This is a genomic window from Eisenibacter elegans DSM 3317, assembly GCF_000430505.1.
Classification (GTDB): Bacteria; Bacteroidota; Bacteroidia; order Cytophagales; family Microscillaceae; genus Eisenibacter; species Eisenibacter elegans.
In genome coordinates this window covers 172,032-197,062 of record NZ_AUMD01000019.1, presented here as the reverse complement: position 1 = coordinate 197,062, position 25,031 = coordinate 172,032, and the positions used below count along the sequence as shown (strand labels likewise).

At 48.7% G+C, this 25,031-nt stretch carries 21 protein-coding genes; 12 read left to right on the top strand and 9 right to left on the bottom strand.

The features are described 5' to 3' along the window. Positions 1–22: 22 nt before the first annotated feature. The 4 genes from G499_RS0106900 to murD form a co-directional block, all read right to left on the bottom strand. The gene (locus G499_RS0106900; RefSeq protein ID WP_051296014.1) at positions 23–493 is read right to left on the bottom strand and encodes a hypothetical protein; all 471 of its coding nucleotides are present in this window, start codon (positions 491–493) and stop codon (positions 23–25) included. A gap of 14 nt (positions 494–507) precedes the next feature. Next, complete coding sequence (locus tag G499_RS0106895) at positions 508–2,169, bottom strand: response regulator (RefSeq protein WP_026999337.1); 1,662 nt, start codon at positions 2,167–2,169, stop codon at positions 508–510. 55 nt (positions 2,170–2,224) lie between these two features. Beyond that, positions 2,225–3,664: a sensor histidine kinase gene (locus tag G499_RS19010; protein WP_051296012.1), complete on the bottom strand. Its 1,440-nt coding sequence runs from the start codon at positions 3,662–3,664 to the stop codon at positions 2,225–2,227. A gap of 733 nt (positions 3,665–4,397) precedes the next feature. Continuing rightward, the gene (murD, locus tag G499_RS19005) at positions 4,398–5,843 is read right to left on the bottom strand and encodes a UDP-N-acetylmuramoyl-L-alanine--D-glutamate ligase (RefSeq protein WP_035726789.1); all 1,446 of its coding nucleotides are present in this window, start codon (positions 5,841–5,843) and stop codon (positions 4,398–4,400) included. A 370-nt stretch (positions 5,844–6,213) separates the two neighbouring features. Here murD and G499_RS0106870 point away from each other — a divergent pair, with 370 nt between their 5' ends. From G499_RS0106870 to G499_RS0106840, 4 genes are all read left to right on the top strand, one after another. Further along, complete coding sequence (locus G499_RS0106870) at positions 6,214–6,753, top strand: hypothetical protein (RefSeq protein WP_026999336.1); 540 nt, start codon at positions 6,214–6,216, stop codon at positions 6,751–6,753. Between the two features lie 565 nt (positions 6,754–7,318). Then, positions 7,319–8,083, top strand: a complete 765-nt coding sequence (locus G499_RS0106855; protein ID WP_026999333.1) for an acyl-[acyl-carrier-protein] thioesterase — start codon at positions 7,319–7,321, stop codon at positions 8,081–8,083. Positions 8,084–8,272: 189 nt separating this feature from the next. Next, positions 8,273–8,485, top strand: coding sequence for a hypothetical protein (locus tag G499_RS0106845; protein ID WP_026999332.1), 213 nt, complete (start codon positions 8,273–8,275; stop codon positions 8,483–8,485). Continuing rightward, positions 8,460–8,819 (top strand): type II toxin-antitoxin system PemK/MazF family toxin, encoded by a 360-nt coding sequence (locus G499_RS0106840; RefSeq protein ID WP_211231593.1) that lies wholly within the window; start codon positions 8,460–8,462, stop codon positions 8,817–8,819. Before G499_RS0106845 ends, G499_RS0106840 begins: the two co-directional genes overlap by 26 nt. A gap of 167 nt (positions 8,820–8,986) precedes the next feature. On the opposite strand, the gene aspS is transcribed toward G499_RS0106840, so the two are convergent. Then, positions 8,987–10,738 carry an aspartate--tRNA ligase gene (aspS, locus tag G499_RS0106835; protein ID WP_026999330.1) on the bottom strand — a complete coding sequence of 584 codons (1,752 nt, stop codon included), beginning with the start codon at positions 10,736–10,738 and terminating at the stop codon, positions 8,987–8,989. A 503-nt stretch (positions 10,739–11,241) separates the two neighbouring features. Here aspS and G499_RS0106830 point away from each other — a divergent pair. From G499_RS0106830 to G499_RS0106820, 3 genes are all read left to right on the top strand, one after another. Then, on the top strand, positions 11,242–11,565 hold the full coding sequence (locus G499_RS0106830; protein WP_154658345.1) for a hypothetical protein: 324 nt from the start codon (positions 11,242–11,244) through the stop codon (positions 11,563–11,565). A gap of 199 nt (positions 11,566–11,764) precedes the next feature. Continuing rightward, positions 11,765–12,184, top strand: a complete 420-nt coding sequence (locus G499_RS0106825; protein WP_154658344.1) for a hypothetical protein — start codon at positions 11,765–11,767, stop codon at positions 12,182–12,184. Between the two features lie 315 nt (positions 12,185–12,499). Then, positions 12,500–12,973: a type I restriction enzyme HsdR N-terminal domain-containing protein gene (locus tag G499_RS0106820; RefSeq protein WP_051296010.1), complete on the top strand. Its 474-nt coding sequence runs from the start codon at positions 12,500–12,502 to the stop codon at positions 12,971–12,973. On the opposite strand, the gene G499_RS19000 is transcribed toward G499_RS0106820, so the two are convergent. The 3 genes from G499_RS19000 to G499_RS20980 all read right to left on the bottom strand — a co-directional run bounded on the left by G499_RS19000 (position 12,958) and on the right by G499_RS20980 (position 18,092). Further along, the gene (locus tag G499_RS19000; protein ID WP_035726787.1) at positions 12,958–13,653 is read right to left on the bottom strand and encodes an endonuclease V; all 696 of its coding nucleotides are present in this window, start codon (positions 13,651–13,653) and stop codon (positions 12,958–12,960) included. The genes G499_RS0106820 and G499_RS19000 overlap by 16 nt on opposite strands. A 29-nt stretch (positions 13,654–13,682) precedes the next feature. Next, the gene (locus tag G499_RS0106810) at positions 13,683–14,327 is read right to left on the bottom strand and encodes a DNA-3-methyladenine glycosylase (RefSeq protein ID WP_026999326.1); all 645 of its coding nucleotides are present in this window, start codon (positions 14,325–14,327) and stop codon (positions 13,683–13,685) included. A 108-nt stretch (positions 14,328–14,435) separates the two neighbouring features. Beyond that, complete coding sequence (locus G499_RS20980; RefSeq protein WP_051296007.1) at positions 14,436–18,092, bottom strand: PAS domain S-box protein; 3,657 nt, start codon at positions 18,090–18,092, stop codon at positions 14,436–14,438. Positions 18,093–18,309: 217 nt separating this feature from the next. Here G499_RS20980 and G499_RS18990 point away from each other — a divergent pair, with 217 nt between their 5' ends. The 3 genes from G499_RS18990 to G499_RS0106790 are packed head-to-tail and all read left to right on the top strand — an operon-like array spanning position 18,310 to position 21,354. Beyond that, the gene (locus G499_RS18990; RefSeq protein ID WP_081413677.1) at positions 18,310–19,275 is read left to right on the top strand and encodes an ATP-binding cassette domain-containing protein; all 966 of its coding nucleotides are present in this window, start codon (positions 18,310–18,312) and stop codon (positions 19,273–19,275) included. A gap of 13 nt (positions 19,276–19,288) precedes the next feature. Next, the gene (locus tag G499_RS0106795) at positions 19,289–20,902 is read left to right on the top strand and encodes an ABC transporter permease/substrate-binding protein (protein ID WP_026999325.1); all 1,614 of its coding nucleotides are present in this window, start codon (positions 19,289–19,291) and stop codon (positions 20,900–20,902) included. A gap of 11 nt (positions 20,903–20,913) precedes the next feature. Next, entirely contained in the window at positions 20,914–21,354 is a 441-nt protein-coding gene (locus G499_RS0106790) for a hypothetical protein (RefSeq protein ID WP_026999324.1), read from the top strand. A gap of 34 nt (positions 21,355–21,388) precedes the next feature. Here G499_RS0106790 and G499_RS0106785 read toward each other — a convergent pair whose 3' ends face one another. Beyond that, positions 21,389–23,527 carry a 7TM diverse intracellular signaling domain-containing protein gene (locus tag G499_RS0106785; RefSeq protein ID WP_161627709.1) on the bottom strand — a complete coding sequence of 713 codons (2,139 nt, stop codon included), beginning with the start codon at positions 23,525–23,527 and terminating at the stop codon, positions 21,389–21,391. A 414-nt stretch (positions 23,528–23,941) separates the two neighbouring features. Here G499_RS0106785 and G499_RS0106780 point away from each other — a divergent pair, with 414 nt between their 5' ends. Both G499_RS0106780 and G499_RS0106775 read left to right on the top strand, forming a co-directional pair. Continuing rightward, on the top strand, positions 23,942–24,334 hold the full coding sequence (locus G499_RS0106780; protein ID WP_026999322.1) for a hypothetical protein: 393 nt from the start codon (positions 23,942–23,944) through the stop codon (positions 24,332–24,334). A 133-nt stretch (positions 24,335–24,467) separates the two neighbouring features. Further along, entirely contained in the window at positions 24,468–24,989 is a 522-nt protein-coding gene (locus G499_RS0106775; protein WP_026999321.1) for a hypothetical protein, read from the top strand. Positions 24,990–25,031: the final 42 nt, after the last annotated feature.

Sequence of the window (25,031 nt, the reverse complement as noted above, 5' to 3'; positions counted from 1 at the left end):
TTATATACACAGGTGGAGCGTATCACTCCGCTGCTTTTTTGCGTCCCGATTCAGAGATGGGTTTGAGCTTGGTACGGCTAAGGGTTTTGATGTAGGCTACTTTTCGGAAGCGCAGTGCACTCCAGTTTTCGTCAATAGCTACTTGACGCACACCTTCGAGTTCGTATTGTCCCAGTACTTCCCATCCAGTATCGCGGTTGAAATCACAACGATATTTTTTGGATGTCCCCTTGGGGTAGCAAAACCACAGCACCGCGTCGCCCACTAGTTTGGGGGCTATGGCTTCTATGGTTTGGGTAATCGTCTCTTGTGTAGTGACGAATACTAGGGCAAAGGCGATTTCCTCAAGTGCAGCCACTTGGGTATGTACCGGAGTGTGGGCGCTGATAGCGGCGAGTTCTTCGCTCATCGACTCAGGAGCGTAGAGCGCCAAGATGGCGGGATGGTTTTTGAAGTTCAGTTTTTGGAACAGTGGGCTTATTGATTTTTTCATTGAGCGATGTGGGTTTATATTTCCGTCAGGTACTTGTGTACAAAGCTGATGGCCATAGAGCCTTCACCTACAGCAGAAGCCACACGGTTCATCGCCCCTGAGCGAACATCACCGGCGGCAAAAATACCCGGAGTACTGGTTTCGAGCAGGTAGGGGTCGCGGGGGTGTTTCCAAAGTTTTTTGAAGCCCGCGTGCAGTAGCAGGTCGCGCCCAGTGTAGACAAACCCCTTGGTATCTTTGAGCACCTCCTCTCCCAGCCAGTCGGTATAAGGTTTGGCACCGATGAAGATAAAAAGTGCCTTGGCCACTACTTGTTGGTTGGTGTTGGTTTGGTGGTTATAGAGTATCAGGGTTTCGAGTTGTTCTTTTCCTTCGGCCTTTGTAATCTCGGTAAAGGGGAGTACTTGGATATTTTCGGTGTTGTTGATTTGGTCTATCAAGTACGAAGACATCGTGCTGCTCAGGTCTTCGCGCCGGATGAGGATGTGAACCCTTTGGGCAAACTTAGACAGATACATCGCTGCCTGTCCGGCAGAGTTGCCACCTCCTACCACATATACCTCACTGTTTTTGCAGCTGGCAGCCTCTGTGGTGGCTGCGCCATAGTAGATGCCTGCTCCCGTAAACTGCGCAATGCCCGGGGTATCGAGCTGGCGGTAGTCTACCCCCGTAGCGATGACGATGCTCTTGGTGTAGAGCTGCTGGCCGTCGTCGAAGGTAATTTGTTTGAGGTTTTCGTGGCGCTGGATGCTGACCACTTGCCTGGGCGACAAAAACTCTGCGCCGAAGCGGGTGGCTTGGGTGATGGCGCGGCGGGCAAGGTCGGCGCCGCTCAGACCGGTGGGGAAGCCGAGGTAGTTTTCGATGCGGGAGCTTGTGCCTGCCTGCCCTCCAGGCGCACGACGGTCGATGAGCAGGGTTTGTAAGCCCTCCGATGCGCCATACACAGCAGCAGCCAAACCCGCAGGCCCCGCCCCGATGATGGCCACATCGTATACAGCCGCCGATGCATCGGGTTTGAGACCAATTTGTTGTGCTACCTGAGGCAGCGCCGGGTTGCGCAAGAATGTACCATCTTCAAAAAATATGACAGGCAGCTCCTGAGGCGCAATCCCATTGCTTTGAATGAGCGCCTGGGCATCGGGCTGGGTTTCATAGTCCAGCCAGTGGTAGGGGAAAAGGTTGGCGTGTAAGAAGTCTTTGAGCTTATGCGATTGGGGCGAAAACTGGTAGCCTACTACCTTCACACCGCTGAGTTCGGGGATGTATTGCGCCTCCCAATCGTCGAGCAAGTCTTGTAAAACGGGGTAGAGTTTTTCTTCGGGTGGATCCCAAGGTTTGAGCAAATAGTAGTCAAGCTGCACATCATTGATGGCCTTGATAGCCGCATCGGTATCGGAGTAGGCCGTTAGGAGCACACGCTTGGCTTCGGGGTAGAGGCGCTTGGCCTGTTCCAAAAAATCGATGCCTTGCATCTGTGGCATCCGCTGGTCAGAGAGTAAGAGCGCCACCTGCTCGCCTTTGTTCTTGAGGGCTTGCAGTGCTTCAAGCGCCTCTTGTGCCGAATCGGTGGCCATAATGCGGTATTTTTGGCGGTACTGGCTGCGCAAATCGCGGTTGATGGCCTGAAGTACCTGTGGGTCATCGTCGACAGAAAAAATGATGGGCTGCTTCATAGAGGTATGCCTGTGGCGGTTTTTTCAGAAAAGTACGAAATTTTACCTAAAGCCCCTAGTGTTTAGTGTCTGTATCATCTTGTGTACTCGCCTGTGGTGGAAAACAAACCTCGAAGCTGGTGTTGCCTGGCTGGGAGTGAAGCTGGATGGTGGCATCGTGTTGTTGGACTACCTTCTGGACAATATCAAGCCCAAGTCCAGTACCTTGGCCGATACCTTTGGTCGTGAAGAAGGGTTCAAACACTTGGTTTTGGATTTCGACAGGAATACCCTTGCCCGAGTCCTTTACAATCACTTTGACAACCTCCCCCTCTCGTCTAGTCTGGATTTCGAGCGTTTTTTGGGGGCTGTCTGCCATCGCATCAATGGCATTGTCGATGAGGTTGGTCCAAATTTGGTTGAGCTCTCCAGGGAACCCTCGCACAGTGTTGGCTTGAGGATCAAACCGTTCCACAACCGTAATTTGTGCGGCTTTGAGCTTATGCCCCAGCATCACCAAGGTATTGCGCAAGCCTTCCACTACGTTGACCTCCTGTACGTCAGCATCTCTGTCCATATACGAATAGCGTTTGACAGATTGTATCAGGGCAGCAATCCGCTGTGAGGCTTCGTGGATTTCGGCCACCATTTTTTCGGTGATGAGGTTGTTCTGAATCCAACGGATAACAGGGGCAAAGTAGGCGCTTCCGGTACAGGCCCAAATTTGCTCCAAGTCAGCTAATGTAAACCCAAAGTTCACTAAGTTTTCGGCCAGCTCGAAGGCATCAACTACTTGGTGTTGGCTGAGCCAGTCGGCTAGATCGTCTTCTAGGGCGTTTTTCTCAAGCAGGCTCAGCCGAGGGCGTAGCGCAGTGGGGCTGATTTTAGCAAAAAGGAGATTGTTGACTTGGTCGATGACGTTTGGCTCTAGGCGGATGGCGATGGTTTGTTTGAAACTTTCGGGCTGGGCGTGGAGGTGCTTTTGGAGCGCTTGCGCGCTACGCACAATGGCTGCAGCGGGGTTGTTGAGTTCGTGTGCAAGCCCCGCCGAGAGCTTACCCAAAGCCATCAGTTTTTCGTTCATCGTTTGTTGTTGGGCAAACTCACGCACGCGGGAGGTCATCAGATGCACGAGGCTCTGGGTGAGCTCGTGGTGGTGTTGGATCATTTCGGGGAGGTGGTCGCGGTGTAGTTGCAAGACAAGGGTCGCCTCGGCGGCTTTGAGGTCGCCAAGCGTTTCTTTGACACGAGAGTAGGGGAGTACCCCTGTGATTTTACCAACTTTGTAATTACCGACAATGCGTTGTTTGCCTCCTTGGGACAGGAAAAGGTTGAGACTACCCTGTAGTAGGCAGTACATATGTGTGGCTGCTTCTCCTTTGCGGAAGAGATAATCACCTTCGGCCAATGTGTTTAACTCCGATTTGGCTGCCAGCCAAGCCAATTGTGTATCAGGGACTTCGGTAAAAGTAGGGAAGAGCTCCCGTAGTTGTGCTTGTATTGTTTTGATATCCATTGGTTTAGTGTTATGTTACGTCAATCTATCTAAAAACCCATTAAAACACGCTGTACCAAGGCTATACCAGCTCGTAGCGAGACGCATATTTGGTACGAATACTTTGAAAAATACAAAAATTATTTCCTATAAGTGGCTTAAAATTAGCCAAAAAAGCCCAAAGGAGCTAAGTCTAAACTCTCTACAAAAAGGTCTATGCGCCGCACCACATTGTCAATTGTCAGGAGATACCAGCTCCTCAAGGGGAGCAGTAAGGCTGTAAGTAGCCCTGTTTTTACCAAGTATAAATTTCATTCCCTAAGCTATGGATTTTTCTTGGCTTTTTGCTATCTTCACCAAAACTAGTTTTTAGACAGACTGCAGAGAGTTTTTGAATTATTTGGCGCTACTGCTCAAGCACGAAGTCCACAAAATAGTGGTAGATGAATAAGAGATGGGATTTCCGGTTACGCCTGACTTATAGGATTGGGTCAATCAGTATATTTTTGATTAACTGCCCGGACACGCGGTAGCTTCGGTCATTGTACTTTTTAAAGATATGATTTCCCAATTGGCCGAATAACAATTGATTGCACCGGTAGTTTCGGCTGATAAAAACTTTGTTGTGATGTTTTTTGAGGATAAACAAGAGGCCATAGATTGGGTAATAGCTTACGAAATGGAGCGTTAGCCTAAATCTCCCCCCTTCCCAAAACAGGAGGTCTTTGGAGGAGGGGGGGGATAATCACACACCTCAGATGTCTGTTTCCCCTTGGCGCTTGTAGAGCGCCTTAACGGCCTGCTTAAACTGGCGACCTCGGTCTTCATAATTTTTAAACAAGTCGAAGCTGGCACAAGCCGGAGACAACAACACGATATCGCCGGGTTGGGCGGCGGCATAGGCCATACTGACGGCCTCGCTGATGTGGGTGGTTTGGTGTACGTGGGGAATGTGTGGGCTAAAGGTTTCTACCAGTTTCTCATTATCTAGCCCAAGACACACCAAGGTACTGACTGCCCCGCGCACTAGGGGCAGCAACGGCGCATAATCATTGCCTTTGTCAGTGCCGCCCGCTATCCAGATAATTTTGCCTTTTTGTCGGGCGAAAGCTTCCAAGGCATAATATACGGCATCAACATTGGTAGCTTTGGAGTCATTATAAAATTTGACCCCACGGATAGTAGCCACTTCTTCGAGGCGGTGCTCGATGGTACGAAAAGTTTTGAGACCCTTTACAATTTTTTCGGGTTTCACATCTAAGGCTTGGCAGGCCAAGATGGCCGCCATCGCATTGCTCAAATTGTGTTTACCCTTGATCGTTAATTCATTGACGGGGAAGCTAAATTTCGATTGCTCGGCGTGGAGGGTTACATTGGCTATAATCTGCCCATCGGCCACAAAGGCACGATTTGTAGGGCTGGCGGCCTCTGGCTTATCAATCATAAAAGGCAAGGCATAGGGTTCGAGGTCGCCACGTTGCCGTATGGTATCTACAATAGGTTTGCTTTCAAAGGAGTAGATAAAATAGTCGTCGGCCTGTTGGGCTTGGCAGATGCGGAACTTAGAATCGATATAGCGCTCAAACACATAGTCGTAGCGATCGAGGTGGTCGGGGGTGATGTTGAGCAACACGGCTACCTTGGGTCGAAACTGGAAGCAGTTGTCGAGCTGGAAACTGCTTACTTCGAGCACCCAATAAGGGTAAGGGTCGTCAATGACCTGCTTGGCAAAGCTTTCCCCGATATTACCCCCTAACCCTACTGACAGCCCAGCTTGCTGCATCAGGTGGTGAATGAGGGTGGCGGTCGTGGTTTTGCCATTGCTTCCCGTTATGGCTACGATGATGGCTTGAGTATAACGTGCCCCAAACTCTATCTCCGAAATAATGGGGATACCTATGGCCAAGGCCTGCTGTATGAGCGGCACTTTGTCAGGAATACCCGGGCTTTTGATGATTTCGAGCTGTATCTGCCCCTCTTGGGCTTGGCGCAGCCATTGTTCGGCTAGGGTGTGTGTACCCTCTTCAAACAAAATCCCGGCCTCTGCAAGCGGCTCCCGATATTTTGACTGCAAGCGCCCCTTGTCTGATAGGAGCACCTGAAACTTACGGTGGTGAGCCAGCAACGCAGCCCCAAAGCCGCTCTCGCCGCCCCCCAATACAAGGATATGGCTGGTGTTTTGATTAGTTGATGAGGTCATAACAAAAAATATGGTAAGTTTTTGAGGTAGACATCGCTCAAAAGGTTGAAACGTATATAGCTCCCCAAAGGTACGATTTTTTGAAAGGACTAGCGCCTGTAACGCCACTGGACATTTTTGGAAAAGTAGCTCGAAGCGCTAGCGCCGAGCGAGACAAGCTGAGGCCGCATTTTGGGGTACAATGAGGCTTAATCCACAGTTTTAACCTGTGAGTATCTGTCTAATAAGGACTAGCGCCCAGATAAAGGTTGTTTGCAAAGCCATCTAGCGACTACACAAAACGGCTCTGTGATAGTACAACTAACGACCCGCCAGTGGCCGTTAAAGCGAATGATAAACACACATAGAACTTATTTTAATTGATACAACTATGCAAACACACCGTCCTAAAAATTATCTCCCCCTATTCAGTGCCTTTTTTTGTTTTTGGATATTGGCCTCGGGCGCAAGTCTATATGCACAAAAAGAAACCAAGATGTTTGGTCTCGGAATCAAACCACCCGAAGGATGGAAGATAGATAAAGACAAGGAAGTGTACACCTTCTCCGCACCTCGGCTGCCCTATGGGTTCATCTCTATCCGTAGCTTTGGCGTATCTACTGATTATGATAAAACCCTAGACGCTATTGATGATTTCCTCAGAAAAGAGGTTGGCTCCAAATACCGCCACTTGGTCGCACAAGCAAAAACAGAAGGTGCAGAGGTCAACGGTATCCCTTGTATGAAAAAGGAAATCACCACGCCAGCTGATGAAGATGGTGAGAGTACGTGGGTGTGCGCATACTACCTGACTAATGCCAACTTTGAAGATGTGATTGTAGTCCTCACGCTCTACCAACAAGTAGATGAGCTTTGGCCAAGCTATTATTTTGAGGCAATAGAGGCGCTACAAACTATTCGGATGTTGTAAGTTTACCACCTTGGCGGCTTCTGTTCACCCTGTCGGTATCAAGTGATGCGGCAGGGTGTAGTTGTTTGTGCCTTGGCCACAAAGCCGGAGGTCAAAATGAGTGTAGCAGCGACAAAAACCAAAAGTGTTCAAGAGTGTGGTCTCTGGTTTTATGAACTAAGTAAGGGGATTGGTAGACAATATGGGCGCACTCATCAAGTCCCACGGTCTTTAGTACAACTCCCCCACACAACAGCTGCGCACAAATCTACAAACCAAAACGTATTTGCCCCTAAAATCAAAACATACGATGTATACACACTCCCACACCTTGACTTTAAGTCTTGTGTTATGTCTTTTTTTGACTTGGCTCAATACCGCCACCATACACGCCCAAAGAGAAATTAATGGATTTGGTGTGGAAGTGTCCAATGGCTTGTTTGGGGAATAGAAAATTCTTAATTATCAAGAAAATAAAACTCTGTAAATCCTCAAACCAAGTGAATCTTGGTATAAAATTGCAATTGCTACGAATCTTCTTTAGCTTGGGCTTGTTTTTTGGTTCAATGAATCACCCCTACCATTCATGACAGACCCCACCCTGCTCCCACGCCATTACCAAGAGCACTTTACGGTGCGTAGCTACGAAACCGACCCCTCGCGCCGCCTAAGTCCTTATCACCTGATGAACTACCTCCAAGAGGCCGCCGCCAATCATGTATGGCATTTGGGCATCGCTGTAGACCACCTACTGGAACAGGGGCTTACTTGGGTGCTCTCTCGAATGTACATGCAACTCCACGAAATGCCCCTGATGGGGACTGCCGTATGTGTAGATACCTACCCTGTCCGGCAAGACAAATACTTTTTTTACAGAGATTTTAGGGTTACCGCAGCCCATAGCGGCCAGCTCTTGGCCGAGGCCACCAGTGTCTGGGCCGTGATGGACACCCACAGCCGCAAGATGATTGCCCTACCCGAAGCCGTGATGCGCTTTGTATTTGAGCCTCCTTTTGCGCCCCTACCCCCGCTTATGCGCAAGTTGCGCCCCCTGTCCGAAGCTGCCGAAACCCCAAACAGCGCTCAATACACCGTCCATTGGCACCAACTAGACCCTAATCAACACGCCAACAACGCCTATTTTGCCCATTGGTTGCTCAACCCCATCGCTGCTACCTTTACCGATCGCCAACTCCAAACCCTTGACCTGCTTTACAAAGCTGAAGCGCTGCTTCACCAACAGATTGTCAGCACATACACCCAAACCACAACAGCCGAAGATACCACCGTATTGCACCAGCTCCAAACCGACAACCAGATCATCGGGCTTGGCTGTACGGTATGGAAATAGACGAAGGTATCCGCCTGCACTTGTGGGGATGCAGTCAGGTGTGGCAAAATACAATCCACACATTCGGGGCCAAATATCAGGCATCATATCAAGGCCTCGCGGCGGGGTAGAGCCTTGTTTTTTTGGAGAGAGATTTGTAGTATTGAAAAAGAGGGGAGACTATCATTTTCGTACAATAAATCATTTGCTATGGAAACTCAGGAACTCATCAAAGAAATTCAGAAACTACCTCTCAAAAAGCGAATTTATGTGATTGAGCGCTCAATGTACTTAATGCGAAAAGAGGAGGAGGCAGAGGAGATGAAAAAAGCAGCAGACGCACTGTATGGAGATTATCTCAACGACACCGAGCTGACTGCATTTAGCGGTCTTGATTTTGAAAGCTTTTATGAAACAAGGTGAGATATGGTTGATAAATCTTGACCCAACACTAGGAGCCGAGATTAAAAAGATAAGACCTGCTGTCATAGTGAACGACGACGCACTTGGGAGATTGCCGCTCAAAATTATTGTGCCCATAACCGATTGGAAGGATAGATATGAAATCGCCCCTTGGATGATAAAACTAGTGCCTAATCAAGAAAATGGACTCACAAAGGTCTCGGCGGCGGATAGCTTTCAAGTGCGGTCGGTTGCGCAGGAGAGGTTTGTAAAACAAGTAGGAGTTGTTGCCAAGCCCATAATGGATGAGATAAGACTTGGTCTTTCGAAGGTGCGCTCTATCAACAATGAATAATATGTTGAATTAGGTATGCATACCACCACAATCCGCACATTCGTGGCCAAATCCCTGTGGGGACGCAGTCAGTGGCGTTAGAACAAAGAACCCACGGTGTTAGCCGTGGGTTTCGGAATATCTAGTTGGGGAAAAACACCCAACATCCGCTATAGTGTGGGTAACATTTACCCTTTTTTAAGACCTATGTGTAGTTCGTCGAGTTGCTCAGGGGCTATAGGCGAGGGCGAGTTAATCATCACATCACGCCCAGCGTTATTTTTTGGGAAAGCGATAAAATCGCGGATAGAGTCTACCCCGCCCATCAAGGCACAAAGGCGGTCAAAGCCAAAGGCAATCCCCCCGTGTGGCGGCGCACCATACTCAAAAGCATCCATCAAGAAGCCAAACTGCGCCCGTGCCTCCTCGGGGCTAAAGCCAAGGAGGGCAAGCATTTTTTCTTGCAGCTCCCGCTGATAGATACGGATAGAACCACCGCCTACCTCTACCCCATTGATGACCAGGTCATACGCATTGGCGCGCACTGCGCCGGGGTCGGTATCGAGCAGGGCTTGGTCTTCGGCCTTGGGCGAGGTGAAGGGGTGGTGCATGGCGTGCCAGCGTTGCGTTTCCTCATCCCAATCGAGTAGTGGGAAGTCCGTTACCCAGAGTACGGAGTACTGGTCGCGGGGGCGCAGGCCTAGTTGGCTGCCCATTTCGAGACGCAACTCATTGAGTTGTTTGCGGGTGGCCTTGTCCTCTCCTGCAAGGATGAGCATCAGGTCGCCAGGTTGAGCCTGCATGGCCTCTGCCCAAGTGCGCAAGTCTTCAGGGTTATAAAACTTATCTACCGACGATTTGAGGCTGCCATCGGTGTTGTATTTGACATACACGAGGCCTTTAGCACCGATTTGAGGACGCTGAACAAACTTGGTCAGGTCGTCGAGCTGCTTGCGGGTGTACTCTGCCGCTCCTTGGGCACAAATCCCCACCACAAGCTCGGCCTGCTCAAACACTGGGAAGCCCTTGCCCTTGGTAAGGGCATTTAGGTTGACAAAGCGCATCCCGAAGCGCGTGTCAGGCTTGTCAGAGCCATAATATTCCATCGCTTCGCTGTAAGGCATTACGGCAAAGTCGGGCAGGTCAATGCCTTTTACCACACGGAAGAGGTGCTTGGTCAGCCCTTCAAAAGTCTGCAAAATATCGGTCTGTGTTACAAAAGCCATCTCACAGTCTATCTGGGTAAACTCAGGTTGCCGGTCGGCGCGAAGGTCTTCATCGCGGAAGCACTTTACGAGTTGGTAGTAGCGGTCGAAGCCCGATACCATCAGGAGCTGCTTGAAAGTCTGAGGCGACTGGGGCAGTGCGTAAAACTCTCCGGGGTTCATCCGAGAGGGCACTACAAAGTCGCGAGCGCCTTCGGGTGTAGATTTGATGAGTACAGGTGTTTCTACATCTATAAAGCCCAAGCCATCTAAGTACTTGCGGGTTTCGATGTTGAGGCGGTGGCGTAGCTCTAAGTTGCGGCGGACGGCATTGCGGCGCAGGTCGAGGTAGCGGTATTGCATCCGCAGCTCATCTCCGCCGTCGGTTTCGTCTTCTATCAAAAAGGGTGGGGTTTTGGCCGCATTTAAGATTTCGATACGGCTGACCTTGATTTCGATGTCGCCGGTAGGCATGTCAGGGTTTTTGGAAATGCGCTCTATTACCGTGCCGGTAGCCGCAATGACAAACTCGCGCCCAAGGGAGCGCATTTGCGCAATGATTTCGGGGCTGCTGATGCCCTCTTCGGCTTGGAGCTGGGTAAGGCCATAGCGGTCGCGTAGATCCGCCCAAAGTACGCGGCCTTTGTCGCGCACACGCTGAACCCAGCCACAGAGCGTTACTTCTTGGCCAATATGAGTGAGGCGTAGTTCGCCGCAAGTATGAGTACGAAGCATAGAGGTCTAATTCAAACTTAAAAATGCAAAACCGATAGGTAGACAGCAAAATTAGGCAAATAATCGTATTGGCTTCAAACCTAAGCCCTTGATTTTTGAAAACCTGCTACAAAAATATCAGATGTTGGCAGGCAAATACCTCAAACAAGAAAATCAGTATCAGCCTTTGGAATTATCAAGACAAAGCAGTAACTTTATAAAAGTCAGAAAAATATCACATCCACTATACACTGTTGAGTAGGTGGAGTGGCGCTGGGATGCTGCCCAAAAAGTGCTTTTATGTACTTGGAAGCCTAATACCTAGTACAATTTTTCTCATCCATAAAAGGGGGTAGCTATGCAAAAGGGAGTAGCGAAAGTTATATAAAGCACCAAAAATCACTAATCCGAGCTTAATGATGATGAAGCCAACACCTAGTCATCCATTATTGCGATATGGAGAGCTAAACTACTCAGCTCCACAAAGGCTTATTACGCTTAAATGGTTAGCCGAGAGCGCCAGAATGACCAAGAGCGAGTTCAAACAACTTTCGTTGTTGTATGTTGATTTTGTGGAGCAATACCGCTGCCCCAATGTATTGATTGATTTGAGGGAACTAAATTACATCATCTCTCCAGAGGAGCAACAATGGTCAGCCAGTACGGTGTTCCCAAGGGTATACAAAGCAGGACAACGGAGGGTGGCTTATATTGTCAATACTGATTTGGTAACGCAACTCTCTGTAGAACAAGCGATGGAAGAACGGGAAGGCGCTTGGTTTGACACCCAATATTTTGATAATATTGCTCAAGCTTACCAATGGTTTGACAGGCCTAGAATGGACTAAAACCTTCTTAGAGCCTGTCGCGCCCTTATCTCCTCTGAATCAACATTGACCGAAACGAGTGCCCGTTTTATCGAACAAATACCGGAGTGAAGCAACATTCCTGCGAAACACAGAGTAATATTACTCAAGTATCATTGCGAATGATATGCAATACAAACAAACTACTGTATTTTCAACAACCTCAAACTTGCAAACTACTATGGGCACTCAACAAAATAACCTATCTCGATATTATGAGTTTGTGTATCTAGCTGATCAAAAGCTTTTCAAAATGCGCTGGCGTGCTGAGAGTACACAAATCACCGAAGAAGAATTCAGAAAAGTATCCATCAACTATCTGAAAGCCATAGATTTATACCGCCCAGTGAATGTAATCATAGATGCGCGCAAGCTCAAGAACTTTGTCATCAGCCCTGCCTTACGTCAATGGACTGCTGAGAATGTGCTCCGCTACGCCGTCGAAAAAGGGCAGCGCAAGGTAGGAGTTCTGGTTAGCCCAGACCTCAACACGCGGGCTTCTATGGCCAAGGCAATGAGTGGTTTGGGAAATGAAAACCTCGAAGTACACTATTTTGATGAAGAAGTAGAACTGATGTACTGGATGCACAAAGAGGAATAATACTGTTTTACAAACCACGGTGTGTTTTTGGAAAAGTAGCTCGGAGCTCCAGCTCCGAAACAAGCTGGGTGCTCTTTTGGGACTAAAATGAGACTTAGCCTATAGTTTTATACCAAGATTCACAAGATTTGGAGATTTACAGGATTTGATTTCCTTGATTATCAAAGATTTTCAGTGCGCAGATTTCCCAAACCAATTGTGATTGGGTACAGCGGTGGGATTTGAAAAATGTCCAGTGGCGTGACTGTTTCCTTAGCTATTGATTGCAGTTTTGGGTGCAAATGATTAAGTTGCTTTTTCATAATTGTTTTCTTTATGTCAAGCAATCAAGATCCAGCCTGGATATTTCCCTTATATGATTTGCGCCTTCAGCGTCGCCCCCAAGGCCTATATGTGTGGGATATAATCCGCAAGCAATATGTCTCTCTTCAGCCCGAAGAGTGGGTGCGTCAGCAAACGCTCCAATACCTAATTCAGGGCTTGGGCTACCCCCAAGGTTGGGTACAAGTAGAGCGCGGCTTGCGCTATGGCATCAAGCAATTGCGCACGGATGTGGTGCTGTATCATCCCCAAACTACCCAACCTTGGGTACTGATAGAGTGCAAAGCACCCGAAATACCTTTATCCGAAAGCACCCTGCACCAAGCACTGACCTATCAGGCCAAGTTACAAGCCCAAGTGATTTGTTTGACCAATGGGCTTCGTTGGTTAACGGCCATCCAGAATGACTCGGGCAAGTGGGTATTTGAAGAAGCGATGTTGCCCCCTTATGCTCAGATGATGTCATAATCGCCTTCACGCCTAACAGCAAAAGCCCTTGCGGCTTGGTCGGCGCGACGGATACACTCAGGCAGGCGGTAGCTGCCTTGTAGGTGCTGGAGCAAATCCAAACTTTGATCAACACTGACCAAGTGCCCAGGGCTGACAAACAGCGGTTTGACACTAGCCTGAGTACGGACTACATAACCTACCGTTGTCCCGTCTTCACTGTCGAGCAGCGGCAAGGTGCTGCCCATATCTTCGGCTAGCTGCCCCTCATAACGTAATAGTGCCCGCTTGGCTACTCCCACACAGGGCTGCCCTGTATGAATACCCAACCACGAAGCCACCCCCAGCCCACGCGGGTGTGCGATGCCGTGCCCATCTACCAACAGGATATCAGGTCGGAGGTAGCCGGCCTGCAACACACGGTCATAAAAAGCTTGGAGTACAGGCCCTTCTCGAAAGCAAAAATAGCCCGAAACATACGGAAACCCTACCGTAAGCTGTGTTACCAAGGTATAGAGCCACTGGCCGTCGTAGTACTGAAAATCACCTGCCACAAAAGCCTCATCGTCTTTGTATTGTACATCCAAGGTCAGTAATAGGCTGTCGATTTGTGGTACAAAACCCTGCCCGGCAGGGGGGATATGTACTTGGGCTTGTAGCTGGGCTTGGGCTTGAGCCAATGCGAGTAGGTCGTGTTCCAAAACAGTATAAAATTTTGATTATCAGCTGTCTAATTGTATTTAGGCACGGCAGGACTAACCCAAGGGCTACCTTTGAGGCAGAAACGCCAAGGCAATAATGCATCTTCTTGCGCATAAGCTACTCCAACTCTTGGGCCGGCCACTATTTGTTCAGGCCTGATAGGTTCGCCTTCGGCAATCCATAGTTGGACTTCTGCTTCAGGGGTAGGAGCATACATTATTTGGGCGTTTTGAGCTGTCCGGATTCCCAATGCTTGTGAGAGTATGCCGGGGCCGGCAGTCAACTTGGGGCTTATTTTAGCCAAGCCTCTACGTGCTTGCATCTGCTCCAGTCCTACAGTAGGGGCAATCGCACGGATTAGGACTGCATCGGCCTGTCCGGCAACATTAGTAACTACGTTGAGCAGGGCGTGGATGCCATAACAGAGATAAACATAACTGATACCCCCAGCTTCAAACATAGGTGCCGTACGTTTGGTACGCCGGTTAAGATGTGCGTGGCAGGCCTTGTCGCTGGCGCCACAGTAGGCTTCTGTTTCGACAATGATACCGCCGGTCAATACGCCTTCTTGGTGCGTAAAAAGTTGTTTACCCAATAATTCACGGGCAATTTGTACCACATCAGTACGGGTATAAAAAGACTGTGGAAGGGGAGGGGTTAGGATGATACTCATCTCTGTTACTTGGTGGATATATTCACTCAAACAAAACAACACAGCCGAAAAAGGTCGTAGCGCCTTGATGGTCTGTGTTGTTTTTGTCCTAGCGACTATGGCAATAGACTAGCCTTGCCGCCAATATACAGACAGGATATATTCTTTGACAGCCCCCTCAAACACCACGCTACGGTTGCTGAGTTCGACCATTTTCTTGGTTTTGTCTTGGCAAATCATGGGCAACCGTACTGGTGTGGCCGTGTCCTCTATCAAGAGTTGCTGGATGGCACGGTGGTCGGCTTCTTCAAACAAAGACAGCAAAGGCGTATCCAATAACTCTTCGCGGCCATACCCACTCAGCTCGCTGAATGTCAGGTTGATGTCGCGCACATTGCCACCTTGATGGAAGACAAATCCTTCGCGGGCTACCTCTGAGAGGGCTTCCATCCGCTGTGCTTGCCAGAGGAGTTCACGGGTTTGCGCCTCCAAGTCGCTGATATCGCGCAAGATACCGATATAGAAACGGCGATTACCTACATTACCTTCAGAGATAGAAATCTCGATGGGGAATATGGTTCCATCCTTTTTGCGAGCGTGTTCACGACGCACCTTGCCAATGATTTTCTTCACACCGGTTTCGTGATAGGTTTTCATATGGCGGTCGTGGCCTGCGGCTTGCTCATCGGGCATCAGTATCTTCACATTTTTGCCTATTAGCTCGCTTTCTTCATACCCAAACACATCCTCTAGGGCTTTGTTGATAGAGAAGATGCGCCCGCGCATGTCGATGGCTACAATACAGTCGAAGGCGGCATTGAGTATGGTCTCATTTTGCGCCATTTGCTCCAGCAGGTTTTGCTCGGCCTTCTTACGTCGGCTAATATCGCGGATGGCTCCGGCCATACGCATCGCCTTACCGTCGGCATCACGTAGGGTTGCCGCTGAAGAAGAGAACCAGAGGTATTCCCCGCTTTTGGTCAGCATGCGATACTCAACCTCGTAGGGAGTCTGCCCGCTGCGGTCGCTGATGTGGGCTGCCAACTGAGTTACGATACGTTCTTTATCTTCGGGATGCAGTAGTGAACTCCAGCTATCGATGGTATTGCCCAGCTCACGGTCTTCAAAGCCCAGCAATGATTTGCATTGGCGCGACCACCAGAACTGGTTGTCTTGGCTGAGTGGCTCATCGGCGTTTTCGACATAAATCTCCCAAAGCCCTTCGCGAGCGGCGGCAGTTACGAGGTTGAAGCGGGTGATGGCCTCTTCCAAGTCTTGTTCTTTGAGCTTACGTTCAGAAATATCCTGTGCGATGGCCGCAAAAATAGGTGGGTTTTCATCTGCGAAGAGCTGCATATTCACCTCTACATCATAGGTAGAGCCATCCTTGCGTTGGTAAACGGTTTCAAAAAGGAGGTTGGTCGTATCGCCTTCACGAAGCGGTTGTACAAATTGCTCAAAGCCTTCTTTATCAAACGATAGTTCGAGCACATAAAAAGGCATTTCTTGTAGCTCTTCGAGGGTATAGCCCAAAGCCCGTCGGCCTCGTTCGTTGACATTGACGAAGCGGTAGTCGTCAGCGCGGAACAGGTATACTTCGTTGGTGGAGTTGTCCAAGATACGGGCAGTACGCTCTACAGCACGTTGTGCTTGTTTACGGTTGCTGATATCACGGATAAACATCGAGGCACCAATCAGCTCCCCGCTCTCTGTCTGGATAGGGTTGATGACAATCTCATACCAGTAGATTTGCGTATCTTTGGGGTCTCTGATGGCGGTTTCGATGATGCTTGATTCGCCTTGGAGGGCGCTTTTCCAGAGGGGCAGGGTCTGGAGCAAGTCTTCGCCGTCGTTCTGAATTACCTCTGACCACAGTGCGCCTTCTTGGATGGTGTTTTGGTAGAATTTCTCTACAAGCTCAGCCATTTGGGTATTGTAGGAGATGACCTCGTAGGCAGGGTTGAGGGCGACCACGCCCGCCGTCGTACTCTCCATAATCCCACGCAACTGAACCAAGGTATTGGATAGTTCCTTTTCTTTTACTTGCAGCTCTTGTGTGCGGTTTTGTACTTCGGCTTCTAGGCTGTGTTTGTATTGCTCGAGGGTTTCTTGGTTGCGCTGCATCTCGTCTTGTGTGGCGGCCAAGATTTCGAGGTTTTGCTTCATTTCCTCTTCTTGTTCCTTCATCTTCTCGGCGTTCAACTCCGACTCCTCTAGGAGGCGTTTGGTGTTTTCGTTGATTTTTACGGACGAGATAGTGGAGGCGATAGTCTCACAAATCTCTGTGATAAACTTCACCTCATAGTCTTTGAAGGCTTGGAAAGAGGCGATTTCGATAGCGCCAACCACCTTTTCGTTAAAAATCAGCGGAGCTATCAACAACACACTGGGGCGTGATTCGCCGAGGCCGGAGCCTATGCGGATATAATCTTGGGGGATTTTGTCGAGATAGGTAATTTCCTTTTCCAACACAGCCTGCCCTAGCAGCCCCTGCCCCATCCGCACAGTACGGTCTTCATACTTCCGCTTGTTGTAGGCAAAAGCTGCCTGAAGCTCCAAGAAAGATTGCCCGCTGTCTTCGTCATCAATCAACAAAAACAAGCCACCTTGGTTTGCATCGATGTATTTCACAAGGTTAGAGATGATTTCGTAGCTCAGCTCCTTCATCTCTAGGCTGGTATTTCGCAAGATATTGCTAAAGAGTGTAAACCCTTCGTTGGCCCAGTTGCGTTTGTAGTCTTCTTCGGCTACGGTACGCAAGCTATCACGCATCCCGAGTAGGGCATATCCTAGGGTATCTTTTTCGCTATTGACTTTGAAGTCGGTGTCAAATTTTTCTTTACCGATATTATTAGCAAATTCTGCATACTTCTTAAAGCTCTCTACCACAAGGTTCAAGCTGTCTGCCAGTGTTCCGATTTCGTTGTTACGGTTGTAGTCTACTTTGGCATTTACGTCTCCTTGGGCAACATCTTGGGCAGTGAGAGCAAGTTTGCCCAAAGGATTGATAAAGCGGATAATGATATTGAAAGCGCCAAAGGCCAGCAAACCAAGGTTGAGCAATACGGCGATAAACTGCACTACTTGGATATTGCTCTGGCTGTCCCGAAGTTGCCCGGCGTATATTTTGGTCAGTTCGCGGCTTTTGGTCAAAAGCTCTTCAAGGTTTCCCTGAGCATATACATAAGCCCGCTGTGCACGGGGGTTGGGCACTCTGATGGTGCGGCTGTTGGCGGCTACTGCGCTCGTTGTGGCCACTTCGCCGAGGCCTAGGCTGTCGGCAGCGCTGAGGCTGTCGGGGGCTTGTACTTCTTGCACAATGGGGCGCTCCATACCCGCAATAGCCACTATACTGTCGACCTGAGCCGGTTCTTCTACAATCGTCAATAGTTGGGGCTTTAGTGCCAGCCATTGGCGATCTATTTCGCGTAGTTTCTCGGCGCTAGTGCCTCTCGACGCACTGATTTGAATCACATCTTGTTCTAGGCTTATCTGGCCACCATTGAGTAGCGCATTGAGATTCGTTTCGTATACACGCACATTTTTTTTGAGTACTTCGCGCAGCTCATCATCACCGGCGGCAATGGAGGAGATAATCAGGCCTAGCTTATCAAGAAAATACTCATTGGCCTTAGAAATATTCACATAAACTGCATCGCGCTCTGCTGCTGTATTGGACAAAAGCGTCCAACCGTAGTTGAAGACTACCAGAAAAATATTGATTGTAAAAAACAAATTAATCCAAGCGCGGATGGCTCTTCGTTGCTTTTGTTTGTTTTGTGCCATAAGGTTATGGTGTTTTTGGGTAGTCAAATCTAAGTGAAAATTGAACAAAAAAAAACATTTACCTCAAGATTCCTACATCAATGAGAGGTATCAAGCACTTGGCTTGGCTTTTTGTTGTGCTTAGAGTGCCTATTAGGTTTGTTGGGGCGGCTTTTTGAGCAGATAGTTGCAATTAAAATACCAAGTTCCCATCTTTGACCCTACCAAAGATGATTTTATGCTGCAATTAGAGGGTTTAGGGAAATATTATGAGGGCAAGGCGGTGGTGGCAGAGGTATCTACAGCGGTATCTCAAGGGCAGACCTTGGTGCTTTTGGGGACTAGTGGCAGTGGCAAAACTACCACACTCAAGATGATTAACCGCCTCATCAACCCCGACACGGGGGTAGTCAGGCTCGAAGGCAAGCCTACTGATACTTGGCCAGTTACGGACTTGCGCCGGCGGATTGGCTATGTGATGCAACACACCGGCTTGTTCCCTCACTATACCATTGCTGACAATATCGCCGTAGTGCCGCGTTTGTTGCGCTGGCCCGAAAGCCGTATCAAAGACCGTTTGGAGGAGCTGATGACTATGGTACAGATGGACGCTGACTTGCTCACACGCTACCCACACCAGCTTAGTGGTGGCCAACAGCAACGTGTGGGGATTGTCCGCGCCTTAGCCGCTGACCCAGACTTGCTGCTGATGGACGAGCCGTTTGGCGCGCTTGACCCCATCACGCGCCTAGAGCTGCGCCGGCAATTTACACAGCTCGACGCGCTCAAAGGCAAGACCATCGTCTTCGTAACCCACGATATGACCGAGGCCGTGCTCTTGGCCGACAGGCTTTGCCTGATGCACGAAGGGCGTATCCAGCAGCAGGGCAGCCCTGCAACACTACTCCAAAGCCCTGCCAACGACTTTGTCCGGCAGTTTTTTGCCGAGCAGCGGTTTACATTGCTGACACACCTATTGCAGTGGGGGGAAATAGCCGATGTCCTGCCCGAGGATGCGTTTATGCCCCAACAACACAAGGCATTGCCGATTAAGAACCCTCAACAGAGCCTTGCCCAAATCCTCGAAGAGGCGCTTTTGGCCAAGGCCACCCACTTGTCTTGGTACTCTCCTGCACTACAGTCGCCTACGTATACGCGTCTAGGAGCGCTTGCCGAAGCGCTGGGGGGGCTGCCCACTACATAAACCCAAACCTGCTATGCAAGATTTTTTGCTCTTTTTTTATACTCAACGCAACGAAATTTTACGCCAAACCTTACAACATCTATACCTTACCGGTGCATCGCTTGTGTTGGCCATCGCCCTAGGTTTGATCATTGGTATTTGGCTCAGCCGTCGGCCTAAGGCTGCGGCCTTTGTTTTGGGAGTATTGGGTGTTATTCAGACTGTGCCCAGCTTGGCGCTCTTGGGCTTTATGTTGCCATTATTGGGCATAGGGGCGATACCGGCCATTACAGCCCTGTTCTTATATAGCCTGTTGCCTATTGCGCGCAATGCATATACCGGGCTTCGGGAAGTGGATCCACACATACGCGAGGCCGCCTTAGCCATAGGAATGACCCAACGGCAGTTGCTTTGGAAAGTAACATTACCCTTGGCCTTGCCCACTATTTTTGCAGGCTTGCGCACTGCTACCGTCATCAATGTCGGAGTAGCTACTTTGTGTGCCTTGGTGGCTGCGGGTGGTTTGGGCGAATTTATTTTCAGAGGCGTAGCCCTCAACAACAGTTATATGGTACTTTCGGGCGCTATTCCGGCAGCGCTTTTGGCCATTGGCCTAGACACACTCTTGGCTTGGGCGGAGCGCCGCGTACGCCGCCCGTTACCGTGGCGGGCGTGGGGGATAGGAGCCTGCTTGGGGTTGGGGCTGTGCTTTATTTATTGGGCAATAAGCGCCCTTGGCAATCAAACTTCCAACAACGGACAGCGTTTCCGTATGGGATTCGATGCAGAGTTTGTAGCCCGTGCCGATGGATATCCGGGCCTGCAAATGCGCTATCAAATGCCCCAAGCCTTGCGTACTGTAGAGCTGGATGCAGGGTTGATGTATCAAGCACTCAAAACAGGAGAAGTAGATGTCATCGGGGGGTATTCTACTGATGGGCGCATAGAAGCCTATCAACTACAAGTGCTAGAAGATGACCTCCGCTATTTTCCGCCCTATGCGGCTGTGCCGTTGTTGCAGGCAGATTTTACACAGCGTTTTCCCGAAATAGTCGCCTTGCTTGACACCTTGCGTATCAGTGTTGAAGAAATGCGCCGCCTTAATTATGCTGTAGATGGCCAAAAACAATCGCCTCAGGCCGCCGCCAAAGCCTTTTTAGAAGCCAAGGGCTGGCTCAGAGGGCAGCCAATACCGCCTAATCTGCAAGCAGATAAGCTGCGTATCGGAGGCAAAAAATTTACCGAACAGTATATCTTAGGCCAAATCATTGCGCAGCTAGTGGCTCATCATACCCCATACCAACCCGTACTCAAAACAGGACTTGGCGGCACTCAAATCGCCTTCGAGGCCTTGAAAAACGACCAGATTGACCTTTATCCTGAATATACCGGAACGGCGCTGTTGGTACTTTTAAAAACCCCTGAAGCCACCTATCAATCCTTCATACAGCAACCCGACAGTGTGGCCAGCTATATACGTAAAACATTGGCAAGAAAACACCAAATAAAGACACTCAGCAGCCTAGGCTTTGAGAATACCTATGCCCTAATGATTCGGCAAAATGACGCGAAAACATATCATATTGCAACCATTTCAGACCTTGTACGTTATCTTAAACAATCAAATAATCGCTCGTTTAAACACTAAAGATAGGGTATATGCACACACACACCAATCGATGGCGGCTCAAAGTGGCCTGCCTGTTTGTGTTGATGACACTCAATGTTTGTAATGTGCCCACAGAGCTTGATTTTGGGCGAATTATTGAAGGTACCTATATCATCACCGAAATCAGAGACCAGAATAATGAACTGGTTACAAATACCACCGGAGAGCTGCGGGTACAGAGGATTGCGAGCAGTCGCGCTACCATCAGAGGAACAGTTCGGATACCTGTGTTGGGGCAAATGGTGGACTACAGGATTGATCCCCCAATTAGGTTACTCATAGAAAGAGACAATACTAGAGACGCTACAGAGTACCTACTCTATAATGAGGATAACCGCTGGTATGTAGGCGCTGTATTTGACCAAAATTTTATCGAACTACAGCTCCAAACCAATGACGGAACACGGTTCATTTATGGATACCGACAGTAAACCCTTTTCAATAAATGGGGCAGCAGCCCTGATGCTATTCTGAGATAAACTGGTCAATCACCGAAAACGAACGTCGGAAGATAAGCCCCAATACGAGAATATCGTCAATTTGCGCATACTGCTCTCCGTTGCGCCATTCTTTGAGGCACTCCTCCAGATACTGTGCCTGTGCTGAAGGTGCGCGCTTGAGCGCTTGTTGGAGTATATCCTGAAACTTGCCTGCCATCATCTTGCGTCCATCAGGGCCGCCAAATTGGTCGCGGTAGCCATCAGAAGCCAAATACACCGCCTCTACAGCCGCTACCGGAAGCGCTTGTTGGCCAATGGGCATATCCAAGGCCTGAAACTTGCTCCCTCCTCCAATAATGACTTTGGAGGGGGCAATGCGCTTCAGTAAGCCTCCTTCTACATAATACAAGGGAATGCCCGCACCGGCATACAGCAACTGTCGATGGGGGTTGTGTAGGTTGGTATCTATCTGACAGATAGCAATTTCAAAACCGTCGCGGTTGCCCGTTTGTGATTGTTGCAAAACACGCTCCAAAGAACTGCGCAGCTCTTGCAAAATTTTGGCCGGCTCACTGACACGGTGTGTATTGATGGTTTCGTGGAGCAAATCATTGGCTATCAGGCTCATAAATGCTCCGGGGATACCGTGTCCGGTACAATCTACTACCGCAATAAAGGCTTTCTGCTCTTCTGGCCAATGGCTAAACCAATAAAAATCGCCGCTGACAAGGTCGCGAGGTTTGAAAAATATAAAATGCTCTGGAAACACCTCCCCAATCTCTTCAGAAGTAGGCAAGATGGCCGTCTGAATTCGTTTGGCATAGTTGATACTATCCATAAGGTCTTGGTTGCGCTCTGTAAGTAGACGGGCATTGCGGCTCAACTCTTCATTGGTAATATCCAGCTCTTCTACAACCTTTTGCATCTCTTGGTTGGCATCTTGAAGGGCTTGGGTGCGTTGTTCTACCAACTGCTCCAAATGGGTATTGATGTCTTTTAGCTCAGTACTGAGCTTAGCTGTTTGGAAAAAAGCTTCTGCAAACTGCTGTGAAATAATAAAAGCCTGTGAAAATATAAAGATAAACAAACCAATGTGGACAGTCTCGGCGGTATTGACTACCAAGCTGGCATACAAAATATCATTCACCACACAGCCAAATAAAATCAGCCAGCCCAAAGTGAAGGCTATAGAACCTTTGCGGCGGCGGGTAATGGCCAATATCGAGACAAACATCACATAAGCACCCATAGCCAAAACAAACAACTGAAAATAGGCTACCAACTCTGTAAAAAACAAAGGACCGCTTAGCAAGGTCAAAGAAATCAAGACAATGCAGACACTTATGACTATGCGCAAAGCTTTGACAGAAAACTCTTTTGGGAAAGAGTAGTAGGCAAAAGAGGCAAAAAACAAGACACAGGCATAGAAGCTGATGAACTCCGCATGGACGATATTGAGCCAAGACACCCGCGACAAACCCGACAATACAATCTCCCCAACACTCAATAGACGCAAGACACAGCTTACACAAAACAGCGCAAACATCAGCGGAAGTAGCGAAGAACGTTTACGGATAAAGTACAATCCCATATGGTAGATGCCCATAATGAAAATACTTCCCAAAAGAAAAAAATCAAAAATCAACGTCCACTCCCGCTTGTTCTGAACTGTTTCTTGGGTTCCTAGATAGACACTGTACCAAATCCCCCCCTTGCGATAATGATAATTGGCCACCTCAAACAAAAGTTGGAGCGTGTCGCTGGTTTGCTCGAAGTTGACAATCTGAGGGAAGTAATGAGGTTTAGAAGAAGCCTCACTATACCCCACTACACCTACCTGAGTGGTATACACATTGTTGATATACAGGCGATAAGAAGTACTAACAGAAGGAATTTTGATAGCCAAATTTTTGGGGTGGTGTTTGGGCAACAAGATAGTCAGCGTATATAGCCCATAGCCTGTCTTACTCAAAGGCTGTGTTGGCCGGTCGACATGCTCTGTCCAAACGCCGGGAATCTCGTGTAAGAGCGCTCCAGAAGCCTGCCCCTTGCGAAATTGCTCGTAGGTCTGCATCCAGTAAAAATGCCAATGACCATCTAAAGGCAGCAAAAAGGGCTTGGCCAAGGGCCAGTCGCGCAAGTCGAGCGTACCATTCTGCACCACAGGCCTGGTGTACGTTTGCGCGCTAGACTCCAACCGCCCCAAAAAACAGATAAAAAGTAGTATATACAAAAACGTTAATCCATGGATAGGCATCATCGACGTAAGTAACTGTCGTTAGGGAAATCAACCAGCAAAGATAGTATAAAAAAACACCACGTCACCGGACATTTTTGGAAAAGTAGCTCGATGCTCTAGCTCTGGGACAAGTTGAGGCCTCATTTCACCCCATTTGAAAAGTGTCCAGTGGTGTGAAAAAACACTATAGACCACAAGATAAAATAATCAAGATAAGCAACTGGTATACAAGTGTTTAGTTATGATTGTGTTTTGTAGCGAACTTTTTTATCAAGGGGAATGTTTCTGAATATGGCTATGTAATCGGCCTCTATTTAACGCTCCAAACAACTGGTACTTGTGTCCCACCAAAGCCGTATACCCAGCTTTTTGCTGATTATTGCTATCGCTGGCTGTATGGCCTTGGGTTATTTTGGTATTACGGCCTTCCAGCATCAATCTGAGGCGGGGGATACAACACAAATCACAAGCCTTTCCAAAGCTGCGATTTCTGATTTTCAGACTATAACACCAGCGCTGCTCCAAGCTCAGGCTGTGTTCAAGTCAAGTGCCGAGGGAGCTACTACAAGCACACAAGGCCTCAAAACTAGGTACGCAAGTGCTTGGGCAAGCACTGCTACCCGAGAACGCTTGTTAGTTGCCAAACAACTACACTATCTTGGGTTTTCATTAGGCTTGTTGGTCAAGCATCGAAAGGCTGACCTTGTTTTCCCTTTCCATTATTTCTGGTAACCTCCGCTTTGGAAACAGACGGCCAATGGCTGTGTTTTTTTTAGCGCTCTATCCTAGCCTGCCTATATCAGGTTTGTAAGGTTATGGCGTAAATCAACTATTTTTTTAAAAACCAGAAACGAGTAAACAAATAATGGAACTAGATTTAGGAACGGCTTTTATTGGCGGCATTGCTACCATAGCTTTTACATTACCCTTTGTGTTGGACTATCGGAAAAACCAACATAAAATGCGCGCCCTATTGACAGGGCTGAAGGATTTGGCCGCCAAACAAGGCTGTCAAATACACAGTTATGAAGTTTGTAAAAACTTTATCGTAGGCATAGATGAGCAACAGGCTTGGTTTTTCTTTTTGGCACGAACTGCCGCCGGGCACGAAAGTCAGCAGATAGATTTAAAAACCCTAAGGGCTTGCGAAGTGGTGAAACAACGACGCTCAGCCGCTGGTAGTGGTGGCGACAACGCCGCCGGAGGATGGGCAGAAGTAGGGCTGGTATTTATCTCCAAAAACCCTCAACGACCCAGCACCAAGCTCACCTTATATGACCATACTGCCGGAAGACAGTTGACGGGGGAAATCCAGTTAGCCAACAAATGGGCAGCCCTTGCAGAGGTCTTGCGTCAAGGTAATACAAAAAATGCCAAGGCTAGCTAGACTGAAGGGTTTTGAGCAGACAAATTTCTCCAGCTGATTTCC

Excerpts from the sequence above, each read along its gene's own strand:
- G499_RS0106900 (WP_051296014.1), bottom strand. The coding sequence starts at position 493 with ATGAAAAAATCAATAAGCCCACTGTTCCAAAAACTGAACTTCAAAAAC.
- G499_RS0106895 (WP_026999337.1), bottom strand. The coding sequence starts at position 2,169 with ATGAAGCAGCCCATCATTTTTTCTGTCGACGATGACCCACAGGTACTT.
- G499_RS19010 (WP_051296012.1), bottom strand. The coding sequence starts at position 3,664 with ATGGATATCAAAACAATACAAGCACAACTACGGGAGCTCTTCCCTACT.
- murD (WP_035726789.1), bottom strand. The coding sequence starts at position 5,843 with ATGACCTCATCAACTAATCAAAACACCAGCCATATCCTTGTATTGGGG.
- G499_RS0106870 (WP_026999336.1), top strand. The coding sequence starts at position 6,214 with ATGCAAACACACCGTCCTAAAAATTATCTCCCCCTATTCAGTGCCTTT.
- G499_RS0106855 (WP_026999333.1), top strand. The coding sequence starts at position 7,319 with ATGACAGACCCCACCCTGCTCCCACGCCATTACCAAGAGCACTTTACG.
- G499_RS0106845 (WP_026999332.1), top strand. The coding sequence starts at position 8,273 with ATGGAAACTCAGGAACTCATCAAAGAAATTCAGAAACTACCTCTCAAA.
- aspS (WP_026999330.1), bottom strand. The coding sequence starts at position 10,738 with ATGCTTCGTACTCATACTTGCGGCGAACTACGCCTCACTCATATTGGC.
- G499_RS0106830 (WP_154658345.1), top strand. The coding sequence starts at position 11,242 with ATGACCAAGAGCGAGTTCAAACAACTTTCGTTGTTGTATGTTGATTTT.
- G499_RS0106825 (WP_154658344.1), top strand. The coding sequence starts at position 11,765 with ATGGGCACTCAACAAAATAACCTATCTCGATATTATGAGTTTGTGTAT.
- G499_RS0106820 (WP_051296010.1), top strand. The coding sequence starts at position 12,500 with ATGTCAAGCAATCAAGATCCAGCCTGGATATTTCCCTTATATGATTTG.
- G499_RS0106810 (WP_026999326.1), bottom strand. The coding sequence starts at position 14,327 with ATGAGTATCATCCTAACCCCTCCCCTTCCACAGTCTTTTTATACCCGT.
- G499_RS20980 (WP_051296007.1), bottom strand. The coding sequence starts at position 18,092 with ATGGCACAAAACAAACAAAAGCAACGAAGAGCCATCCGCGCTTGGATT.
- G499_RS18990 (WP_081413677.1), top strand. The coding sequence starts at position 18,310 with ATGCTGCAATTAGAGGGTTTAGGGAAATATTATGAGGGCAAGGCGGTG.
- G499_RS0106795 (WP_026999325.1), top strand. The coding sequence starts at position 19,289 with ATGCAAGATTTTTTGCTCTTTTTTTATACTCAACGCAACGAAATTTTA.
- G499_RS0106790 (WP_026999324.1), top strand. The coding sequence starts at position 20,914 with ATGCACACACACACCAATCGATGGCGGCTCAAAGTGGCCTGCCTGTTT.
- G499_RS0106775 (WP_026999321.1), top strand. The coding sequence starts at position 24,468 with ATGGAACTAGATTTAGGAACGGCTTTTATTGGCGGCATTGCTACCATA.